This window comes from Curtobacterium sp. HSID17257 (assembly GCF_003989515.1).
Lineage (GTDB): Bacteria > Actinomycetota > Actinomycetes > Actinomycetales > Microbacteriaceae > Curtobacterium.
In genome coordinates, this window is record NZ_RBLU01000111.1 from 1 (window position 1) to 10128 (window position 10128).

Consider the following 10128-nt stretch of genomic DNA (forward strand, 5'->3'; position numbering starts at 1 on the left):
TTGCTCCCGGTTGTGCGCCCGGTCACGAGCTGACGGGCGACGGGCGACGGACGACGGACGACGGACGGGGTGCGGCAGGGCCGGATGGGACGAGGGGCGTCGGACGGGAGGCGCGTGGCGGGGCCGCCCCGTGCCTCCCGTCCGGTGGGCGGAACCGCACCGCGCGTGGCCGGCTCGGCCGTCGAGCGCACGGCTGTCCGCTAGCGTCGGGAGCATGACGACGGACGACGCGACGGGACCGGACAGCAGGGGGCGGACCGGTCTCGACCGGGTCGGACGTGACCTCGACCGGAACCCGGACGTCGTGGTGCGGGACGTCGAGGTGACCTCCGACGGGTGGCACGTGCTGCGACGGACGACGTTCGACGTCCGCGGGACCGACGGCACCTGGACCACCCAGCAGCGGGAGACCTACGACCGCGGCAACGGCGCGGCCGTGCTGCCGGTCGACCGAGCGCGCGGCACCGTGCTGCTCACGCGGCAGTTCCGGTTTCCCGCGTACGTCAACGACCACCCCGACGGCATGCTGGTCGAGGTCGCGGCGGGCCTGCTCGACGAGGACGACCCGGAGACCGCGGTCCGACGCGAGGCCCTCGAGGAGCTCGGGGTGCGGCTGAGCGACCTGCGACACGTGACCGCCGCGTACATGAGCCCGGGGTCGGTCACCGAGCGGGTGCACTGCTACGTCGCCGAGTACTCCCCCGACGACCGGGTCGAGGTCGGTGGCGGCCTCGCCGGTGAGGGCGAGGACATCGAGGTGCTCGAACTCCCGGCCTCGGAGGCGCTCGCGATGATCGAGGACGGACGGATCGTCGACGGGAAGACGATCCTGCTGCTCCAGTGGGCCGCGCTGCACGGCCTCGTGAACGGGCAGCACGCTCAGTCGTAGCCGAGGACCACCGACGGGTCGTCGCCCTCCGGGTCGGCGCTCGGGGCCAGCACCGAGGGCGCGGTCGACCCGCTCACCGGTGCGACCGACGGCGCTGCGCCACCTCGCGGGAGCGCGATCGACCGGCAGGACGGACCACCGGCTCGGGCATCGACCGCCACACCTGTCCCCAGACCTGCTCGTACTCGACCCGGGACACCTGCCCGCGTCGGACGGCGTCCTCGACGAGGCACAGCAGGTCGAGCGACGCCTCGATGAGCCGGACGTCGCCGTACACCTCGGGCCGACCGTTGCCGTGGAAGACCGTGATCGTCAGGGTCCTCACGCCGGAGCGCACCCGGCGGGTCACCCGGACGAGCAGGACGAAGCCGGCGGCGTAGAGCAGGACGGCGACGACGAGGCCGACCGCGGGCGCCCGGTGCAGCGCCACGACGAGCGCGACCGCCACGAGTGCGCCGGCCGCTCCCCAGACCTGGAGTGCCCGGAGCAGCAGGAGCTCGCCCGCGGTGGCCCCCGGTGCGTGCACCTCGAGCGTCCGGCCGCTCCAGAGGGCGCGGGTGACGGGCTGCACGGTGCAACGTCCCCAGGGATGCCAACCGGTCCGGCGGGTGCGGTGCGGGTGCGGGTGCGGGTGTCGGTCTCGGTGCTCGTCCACGTCGTCCACCCTGCGGCGGACCGACCGGGATCGTGCCGGTCCTCACGGTCTCCTGACGCTGTCGACCGGTTCCCGTGCGCCGACCTGACGCTGCTGCGGCGGCGCTCCCGCGGCAGTGGTGCGCTGCCGGTCGACCGCTACCGTGGGCGGATGGACGACCACACCCTCGCCGCCGCCCTCGTGTCCGACGCCGCTCGCCTCGCGGCCGACATGCGGCGCGACGGGGCGCAGGCGGAACGGAAGACCTCGGCCGCCGACCTGGTCACCGCCGCGGACCGCGCGGCCGAGGAGCTCGTCCGTCGTCAGCTGCTCGAGCACCGTCCGGGCGACGGCGTGCTCGGTGAGGAGGGCGCCCGCTCCGAGGCGATCGACGGACGCCGGTGGACCGTCGACCCGATCGACGGGACGTTCAACTACGTCGCCGGACTGCCGGCGTGGTGCAGCGCGGTGTCGCTCGAGGTCGACGGTGAGCTCCGGGTCGGTGCGGTGCGTCGTCCGACCGCCGACGAGACGTGGGTGGCGTCCGACGGTGTGACCACCCGCGACGGGGAGCGTGTGCCGCCGGTACCGGACGTGGCACTCGCCGCGACGAGCGTGGCGACGTTCCTGAACAGCTCCCACCTGCGCGCTGCCGAGGCGGGTCCGATGGCCGTGCTCCTGGCCGCGGCGGCGACGGTGCGGATCAGCGGGTCGGGGTCCTGCGACATGGTGGACGTCGCAGCGGGGCGCATCGGGCTCTGGGTGCAGACGGACTGCGCCGACTGGGACTGGCTGCCCGGGCGTGCGCTCGTCGAGGGTGCCGGCGGTGTCGCGACCGTCGTCCGGGCCCACGGCCACGACTGGCACCTCGCCGGTGCCCCGACCGCGGTGCGGCAGGCGGCCGAGCTGCTCGGCGCCTGACCCGCCCTGCGCGGAGGAGCGGCACTGCCCGAAGCCGCCCCTCCGCACCGTCCCGTGCACCTCGTCGTGCACCGGACGCGTCCTCGGCGGTACCCCCGCCGAGACGTCCTGCCGTCAGGCCGTGGCCTGCAGGCGGTCCTGTTCGTCGACGACGATCTCGACGGTGCCCGACGCCGTGGGACGTCCGAGGGCGCGGAGGTCCCAGCCCGCCGCTCGGTAGGCGTCGGCGTCGAGCGCGTGCCGGCCGTCGACGATGCGCCGGTGGTGGACGAGGGCGCCGAGGTCGTGCGGGTCGACCGTGCGGAACTGCTCCCACTCGGTCAGGAGCACCACCACGTCCGCATCGATCACCGCCGCCGTCATCGACGGCGCGTACCGCAGGGTCGGGTACGCCCGCGCGGCGTTCTCCATCGCCTCGGGGTCGTACACGGTGACGACGGCGCCCGCCTCGCCGAGCATCCGGGCGACGTCGAGTGCCGGCGCGTCGCGGATGTCGTCGGAGTTCGGCTTGAACGCCGCCCCCAACGCCGCGATCCGCTTGCCCGCCAGGTCACCGTCCGCCATCTCCGTGACCAGGTCGACGGTCCGTTGCCGGCGGCGCAGGTTGATCGCGTCCACCTCGTCGAGGAACCGGACCGCCTGACCGACGCCGAGCTCCTGCGCACGGGCCGAGAAGGCCCGGATGTCCTTCGGCAGGCACCCCCCGCCGAAGCCGAGGCCCGGCTTGAGGAAGCGGCCGCCGATGCGGGTGTCGTGCGACAGGGCGCTCGCCAGGACGCTGACGTCCGCTCCGGCTGCCTCGCAGACCTCGGCCATCGCGTTGATGAAGGAGATCTTCGTCGCGAGGAAGGAGTTCGCGGCCACCTTCACGAGCTCGGCCGTGGGCAGGTCGGCGACGACGAGCGGTGTCCCCTCGTCGAGGATCGGTCGGAACGCCGCACGCAGCTGCGCCTCCGCCCACGCCGACCGGACGCCGAACACGAGCCGGTCGGGGTGCAGCGTGTCCTGCACCGCGTAGCCCTCGCGGAGGAACTCCGGGTTCCAGGCGACCTCCACCTCGGCTCCGGCAGGGGCGACCTGCTCCACGAGCGCCGCGAGCCGTTCGGCGGTGCCCACGGGCACGGTCGACTTCCCCACGATCAGCGCACGCCGGTCGATGTGCGACGCGAGCTCGCGGAAGGCGGAATCGACGTAGGTCAGGTCGGCGGCGTGCGACCCCCGCTGCTGGGGGGTCCCCACGCAGACGAAGTGGACGTCGCCGAACTCGGCGGCCTCGCGCAGCGACGACGTGAAGCGGAGCCGTCCGGAGGCGAGGGCCGCTGCGAGCTGCTCGGGCAGGCCGGGTTCGTGGAAGGGCACCCGGCCGGCGACCAGGGCCTCGACCTTGGCAGGGTCGACGTCGACGCCGAGGACCTCGTAGCCGAGGACGGCCATCGATACGGCGTGGGTGGCGCCGAGGTACCCCGTGCCGATGACGGTCAGGCGGGGTCGTTCGACGACGGGTGGCATCCCGGAGGACGGGATCGGGGTGACGGAAGCAGACATGGCAAGGCTCGCTCTCGGGTCGCGGAGGATGGGTGTGGACGGGTGCGGACGGACCGCGGTGGCCGTCGTGTGTCAGTCGGTGCAGGTCGTGGTGCTGAACTCGTTCGAGCCGACCACGGTGTTGTCGCAGGAGACGGTGTTGCCCTCGACCGGTCGGAAGGCGAACGCGACGCCGTCGGTGTTGCCCAGGTCGACCCGGTTGTCGGTGAAGGTGTTGTCGGTGCCCCAGCCGGAGAGCAGCTCGTGCGTCTGGAACCCGTCGAGCGGCGATCGGACGCCCCGGTTGCCGGTGATCGTCCAGCCGTTGCCCTTCACGTCCACCCACGAGTCGGCGTGGTTCTCGCCCTGCATGCCGACACCGTCGAAGGAGTTGTCGGACAGCGTGCCGCCCGTGGTGCCCTCCTTGATGTCGACGTTCTCGGCGGCGGTGTCGGCGACCGTGTTGCCCGTGACGACGTTGCGGTCGCTGCGGTCCTCCCGGCACTCCGAGACCTTGCACCAGTTGCTCTTCGACGAGCCGATGTAGATGCCCTCTCCGAACTGCGGCTTCCGGAGCCCGGTCCTGGTGACGGTGTTCCCGACGACGGTGTTGTCGCTGCTGTCGGCGCGCAGGTGGATGCCCTCGTCACCGATGTCGGTGACCGTGAGCCCGCTGACGGTCGAGTGCTGGACGCCGTCGAACATGACGCCCTTCTGCCCGTTCCGCACGGTGAAGCCCTCGAGCGACCAGTAGGACGCGCGGTCGAGGTGCAGGACGTACCCGCCCTCAGTGCCGCCCCCGTCGAGCACGGCGTCGCGGGGACCGCAGAGCGTGACCGGGTCGTCGGCGGTGCCCGCCGCGGACGCCTCGAAGCGGCCGGTGTAGGTACCGGACTCCAGCCGGACGACGTTCCCGGCCCGTGCGTCGCGGAGGGCCTTCTGCAGCTCCTTCGCGGTGCGCACCGTGGTCGTCGCCGAGGCCTCGCACCGGGCGGTGTCCACCGGGGACCCGGCGCCGGGAGCGGCTGAGCCGGTCGACGTCGCCCGGGGCTCGGGGACGTCCCGCGCCCGGGTCGGCTCGGACGTCGGAGCGGCACTCGACGTGGGGCGGGCACGGGCGTCCTGCTGCCCGTCGCGGTCCGATGCGGTGGTCGCCGCCCACAGCCCGCCGACGGCCAGGACGCCGACCACCAGGCCGGCACCCCCGACCAGCAGGTAGGAGCGCAGCCCGCGTCGTCGTGCGCTCACCGGTCAGCTCCCCGAGGGTGCGACCGCACCCGGCTCGGCAGCGTGGGTCCCGCGGCCCCCGACGGGCGGCAACCCCAGCGAGGTCGGGTCGACCGCACCGCGCGTGTAGCTCGACAGCGGCGCCAGCTTGGCGTACGGCAGCTCCTGCTTCGCCCGACGACGACGTCGTGTGCCACCGATCGCGGCGACCAGGACCACCGTCAGCAGCAGCAGCCAGAGCACCGTCAGCGGTTGGAAGACCGCGCGCAGCGTGACCAGGAACGGCTTCGTCGAGTGCCACTCGACCGTCGTGTTGCCCCGCTGGGCAGCACCGTCCGACCGGGCGAGGTCGATCGCGCTCGGCCCACGGCCGACGACCGTGTTGTTCTCGACGGAGGTGCCGTCGACCGCGCCGACCGTCGTCACACCGTGGACGCGGGCGTCCGCGATGGCGTTGTTCGTCACGGACGACGACGCGCTGTCCCGCAGGTAGACGCCGATGTCGGCGCCGTCCACCGAGTTCTCGGAGACCTCGGTCCGGCTCGCTCCGTCGAGGACGGCGATGCCGTTCTGCGTCGAGTCCTTGACGACGTTGTTGCGGACGACCACGTCGTCGGCGTCGTGCCGGACGACGATGCCCATCTCGTTGCGCGCGACCGTCGACCCGCTGATCCGGACGTTCTTCCCGCCGATCACCTCGATGCCGTAGCGGCCGTTCCCGGAGCTGTTGCTGTCCGAGAGCGCGTTGTTGCCGTACGTCGTCGTCGGCATGCCCGCCGCGTTCGGACCGGCTGCGAGCCCGCTGCCGTTCAGCGTGATCCCGTTGCGACCGTTGTCCGACGCGGTCACCTGGCTGAACACGATGCCGGTCGACGCCCGCGTCATCTTCACCCCGTCCACCGCGTTGTCCGTCGACCGGACCGAGGTGAACGTCGAGTTGGTGACGTAGCGGTGCAGCACCAGGCCGTCGATGAGCGAGTGCTCCACCGTGGCGTCCGACATCGTGACGCCGTCCGCGCTCGTCAGGAAGAGGCCGTAGGCGTTCCCGTCGAAGGTCACGTGCTGCACGAGGGCGGAGACGTAGCTGTAGCCGCCGGCGCTGGCCGTGGCGCTGCCCGACTTCGGCAGTTCACCGGTCGGCAGGATCGCGTTGCCGAAGACGTCCTTGGTCGTCCGCTCGGTCTTGCCCTGCTGGTCACCGGAGGCCTGGTCGAGGGTCGAGAGGTTCGTCCCGGTCAGGGACACCCCGCCCGTGGAACCGCTCCAGAACCCCAGGTGGGAGAACTCGGCGTACTGCAGCGTCGCCGTACCGCCCTGCACGCGGACGTACGCACGGCCGTCGGTGGTCTGCTGGTCGACCCGACCGGACTGGGGGTCCCACGCGTCGATGGCGACCGGGGCCTTGGCCGAACCGACCACCTGGAGGCTGCCGGCCTGGGTGACGATGGACACGAAGCCCTCGTGGTTGCTCGCCATGTGGATGCGCAGCCCGTCCGGGCTCGCGAGCCGCAGCGTGGCACCGTTCTCGACGACGATGTTCTCGCTGAGCAGCCAGGAGCCGTCCGGCTGCTTGACGAACGTCGACGGCGCGAGCCGTGCGAGGTCGTCGACGGTGTAGGCCGCGCCGCGGGCGACGAGGACGAGCGTGTACGACGAGCCGGTGGCGAGGCGGTAGGGCTGCGAGACCGCGAGGCCGCTCCAGCGCGCCGCCGAGGCCAGTGCCCGGACGTTGTAGATCCGGTCGTTCTCGGCCGTCACCAGCCGCGCCTCCTTGTCCGGGTCACCCTGGTAGGGGCGTCCCGCAACGGGGGCCGCCGGGCCGGACCCGGTCGCAGCGGCCGCCGCGCCGGGCAGGCCGACGACACCCGCGACCAGCAGCCCCGCTCCCACGAGGAGCCCCGCGGCGATGCGCGGCGCCCCCTTCGTCAGCGCGCTCATGCGGCGACCGCCTGGTCGTCGGATGCGGAGACGGAGACCGCGGCAGCGGCAGCAGCGGCGCCGGCAGCGGTGCCGGCAGCGACCGTGCCCTGCGGGAGGACGATGCCGGGCGTCGCGACCCGACGGCCGGAGGTGGTCTCGGGCTGGAGGGTCCGGGCCTGCTGCCCGTCCCCACCGACCTGGTCGGCGTGCCGGGTCAGCCATCCCTGCTTGTTCATCGTGACGAACGAGTACACCTTGATCGGCAGGGCGACCGCGATCACCACGAGGGCCAGCACGGGCAGCACGAACAGGTCGAGCGGGTGCCGCTTGAGGTTCGAGACGCCGCGGACCGCCCGGCCGAAGAGCAGCCAGCCGAGGGTGAAGAGCACGCCGACGGTGCTGAGCTCGAGCCGGCTGAACAGCAGGTACCACATCGTGATGCCCATGGTCACCGGGGTCAGGATGATCTGCAGGACCGTGATCTTGGTCACGAACGGCACCCGCCACACCCACCCCTTCGCGATGGCGGTCAGGTACGTGCGGTAGGAGTTGCGGCTCCAACGGATGCGCTGCTTGAAGAAGGCCTTGCCGCTCGCCGGGAACATCGAGAGCGCCTTCGCGGACGACTGGTGCACGGTCTTGTACCCGGACGCGATCACGAGCCACGTGAGCCGACCGTCGTCGCCCGCGATGCACCGGCGCCCGAGGAAGAACTCGTTCTCGAGGTTGTCGAGCACCGGCATGACGGCGGAGCGTCGGTAGGCGGCGGTCCGCCCGGACAGGATCGGCACGGCACCCGCGGCGCCCATCGCCGGGACGTAGTTGAAGTAGCGCAGGTTGACCAGCCAGTCGGCGATGATGCGCCAGATGCTGGAGTTCCGCTGGTACACGTTCTGCTGCGTGCCGACACCGCCGACGCGCTCGTCGACGAAGGGCATCTGCACGGCTTCGAGGAGACCGGGCTCCCAGGAGGTGTCCGAGTCCACCAGGACCAGGACGTCGTACTTCGCGCGGCGGATGCCCTCGCCGAGCGCGCTCCGCTTGCCGACGTGGTGGAACAGCACCGGCTTGACGGTGGGGTCGCCCACCGCCACGATCCGGCGGTACGCCTCGGTGTCCGCGACGTCGAGCACGATGATGATCTCGTCCGGGTGCTGCTCCCGCCAGGAGTCCAGGCAGCGCAGCAGGATGTCGGGGTCCTCGTGGAAGGACGGCACCACGACCGAGGTCGTCGTGCGGAAGCCGTTCTCGACCGGACGGGCGCGGGCCGAGAGGACGACCCGGTAGAGCCAGAGCGCCCAGACGATGATGCCGGCGATGCCGATCGGGAAGTACTTGAGTGCCTCGTGGCCGAAGCCGGCGATGTTGTCGAGCACGACCTGGGTCGAGGTCTGCGACGCGAAGAGGACGAGCGGGTGCATGAGGTCGGGTCCTTCGTGCGGTGTTCGGTTTCGGGTACGGAACACGACACTCGGCAGCACCGCACGACGGCACACCGCGCAGGGTGACGCGGGAGCCGCCTGGGTCGGCGGTGCGGAGAGGGTCGGGACAGCGCCGGATCCCCCCGTCGCTGCACATCGTCAGGTCGGGTCGAGGACCGTGGTCCCGCATCCGACGCTGAGCGTTGGGCTGAACGTACTCTCGGGCGTGTCCCACCACAAGCACAGGAGACCGCAATGCGGGTTTGCGCGAAGCCGTAGGGCGGTGTTCCGCCAGACTGGTGCGGTGACGACTGCACTCCAGCCGCCCGCCCGCGGCCTCGCCCCGCTCTACCTCGCCGGGTTCACCACCGCTTTCGGGGCCCACGGCGTCGCGAGCGTGCTCGGCGCCGAGACGGACGACCTCGGGCTCTCGCTCGTCACGCTCGGCGCCGTGCTCGCCCTCTACGACGTCGCCGAGGTCGTGCTCAAGCCGCTGTTCGGCGCGCTCAGCGACCGCATCGGCGCGAAGCCCGTCATCGTCGGCGGCCTGGGCGGCTTCGCGGTCGCCTCGCTGCTCGCCGTCGCGTTCCCCTCGGTCCTCGTCCTCGCCCTGGCTCGGCTCGGCCAGGGAGCTGCCGCCTCGGCCTTCTCCCCCGCGTCCTCGGCTGCCGTCGCCCGGCTCGCCGGTCGGCAGCGCCTCGGCCGGTACTTCGGCCGCTACGGCGCATGGAAGAGCCTCGGGTACGTCCTCGGCCCGGTGCTCGGCATCGTGCTGGTCGAGGGCATCGGCCTGCGGGCGCTGTACGTGGCGCTGACGCTCCTGGCGGTGCTCGCGGCGGCGTGGGTCGCGATCGCGATGCCGGCCCTGCCGGTGCTCCCGCGGCGTCGCACGACGGTCGCGGACCTGGTCCGGCAGACGACCGACCGGGCGTTCCTGGTGCCGACGCTGCTCCTCGCGACGACGACCGGCGTGCTCGGGGTCGTGGTCGGGTTCCTCCCGCTCCTGGCGGTCCGGCTCGACCTGCCCGCCGTGGTCGGCGCCGTCGCGATCGCCGTCGTGGCACTCGTCTCCACCGTGCTGCAGCCGCTCGCCGGGCGCCTCCGCGACCAGGGCCGCCTCGGTACCCGCAGCGGGTGCACGGGCGGGCTGCTACTCGCCGCCGCCGGACTCGCCGTCCTCGCGGCCCTGCCCGGGCCCGTCACGCTGTTCGTCGCAGCAGCGGCGGTCGGCAGCATGCTCGGTACGGTGACACCGCTCGCCTTCGCGCACCTGGCCGCGTCCACCCCGGACGACCACATGGGCCGGACGATGGGCAACGCGGAACTCGGTCGCGAGGTCGGCGACGCCGGCGGGCCCCTGCTCGTCGGGGCGGTGGCGACCGCCTGGAGCCTCCCCGAGATAGGAAGAGGGTCGTGTAGGGAAAGAGTGGGAGTTTATGTGGGGAGGTCGTGGGTAGATGTATTATTAAAAAAAAAATTAAGTACATTAATATAGATGTCATGGTGCACTATGTGTTCATGAAGCACGTGCTAGTGAGTGGGGTGGGGGGTGGCGTGGTGGTCGGTGTGCGTGGTGTGACGTCTCGTTCGCT

The 10128-nt window shown here is 72.2% G+C and carries 8 protein-coding genes; 3 read left to right on the forward strand and 5 right to left on the reverse strand.

What is annotated here, in order from left to right; all coding sequences use genetic code 11:
- Positions 1-214: 214 nt before the first annotated feature.
- Complete coding sequence (locus D8M35_RS13630) at positions 215-889, forward strand: NUDIX domain-containing protein (protein ID WP_126892342.1); 675 nt, start codon at positions 215-217, stop codon at positions 887-889.
- Positions 890-962: 73 nt separating this feature from the next.
- On the opposite strand, the gene D8M35_RS13635 is transcribed toward D8M35_RS13630, so the two are convergent.
- On the reverse strand, positions 963-1553 hold the full coding sequence (locus D8M35_RS13635) for a DUF6611 family protein (protein WP_342342919.1): 591 nt from the start codon (positions 1551-1553) through the stop codon (positions 963-965).
- Between the two features lie 141 nt (positions 1554-1694).
- Between D8M35_RS13635 and D8M35_RS13640 the strand changes: the two genes are divergently transcribed.
- A complete protein-coding gene (locus tag D8M35_RS13640; RefSeq protein ID WP_126892344.1) occupies positions 1695-2444 on the forward strand; it encodes an inositol monophosphatase family protein in 750 nt (249 codons plus the stop codon).
- Between the two features lie 114 nt (positions 2445-2558).
- On the opposite strand, the gene D8M35_RS13645 is transcribed toward D8M35_RS13640, so the two are convergent.
- From D8M35_RS13645 to D8M35_RS13660, 4 genes are all read right to left on the reverse strand, one after another.
- Positions 2559-3989: a UDP-glucose/GDP-mannose dehydrogenase family protein gene (locus D8M35_RS13645; RefSeq protein ID WP_174234754.1), complete on the reverse strand. Its 1431-nt coding sequence runs from the start codon at positions 3987-3989 to the stop codon at positions 2559-2561.
- A gap of 72 nt (positions 3990-4061) precedes the next feature.
- A complete protein-coding gene (locus tag D8M35_RS13650; protein ID WP_202976563.1) occupies positions 4062-5216 on the reverse strand; it encodes a nitrous oxide reductase family maturation protein NosD in 1155 nt (384 codons plus the stop codon).
- A 3-nt stretch (positions 5217-5219) separates the two neighbouring features.
- On the reverse strand, positions 5220-7133 hold the full coding sequence (locus tag D8M35_RS13655) for a right-handed parallel beta-helix repeat-containing protein (protein ID WP_126892345.1): 1914 nt from the start codon (positions 7131-7133) through the stop codon (positions 5220-5222).
- The gene (locus D8M35_RS13660; RefSeq protein WP_126892346.1) at positions 7130-8536 is read right to left on the reverse strand and encodes a glycosyltransferase; all 1407 of its coding nucleotides are present in this window, start codon (positions 8534-8536) and stop codon (positions 7130-7132) included. The genes D8M35_RS13655 and D8M35_RS13660 overlap by 4 nt, the downstream gene beginning before the upstream one ends.
- 304 nt (positions 8537-8840) lie before the next feature.
- Between D8M35_RS13660 and D8M35_RS13665 the strand changes: the two genes are divergently transcribed.
- Positions 8841-10031 (forward strand): MFS transporter, encoded by a 1191-nt coding sequence (locus tag D8M35_RS13665; RefSeq protein WP_238638238.1) that lies wholly within the window; start codon positions 8841-8843, stop codon positions 10029-10031.
- The last annotated feature ends 97 nt before the right edge of the window (positions 10032-10128 follow it).

Bases quoted from the DNA above. Each gene is read 5' to 3' on its own strand.
- D8M35_RS13630 (WP_126892342.1), top strand. From the start codon at position 215: ATGACGACGGACGACGCGACGGGACCGGACAGCAGGGGGCGGACCGGT.
- D8M35_RS13640 (WP_126892344.1), top strand. From the start codon at position 1,695: ATGGACGACCACACCCTCGCCGCCGCCCTCGTGTCCGACGCCGCTCGC.
- D8M35_RS13645 (WP_174234754.1), bottom strand. From the start codon at position 3,989: ATGTCTGCTTCCGTCACCCCGATCCCGTCCTCCGGGATGCCACCCGTC.
- D8M35_RS13655 (WP_126892345.1), bottom strand. From the start codon at position 7,133: ATGAGCGCGCTGACGAAGGGGGCGCCGCGCATCGCCGCGGGGCTCCTC.
- D8M35_RS13660 (WP_126892346.1), bottom strand. From the start codon at position 8,536: ATGCACCCGCTCGTCCTCTTCGCGTCGCAGACCTCGACCCAGGTCGTG.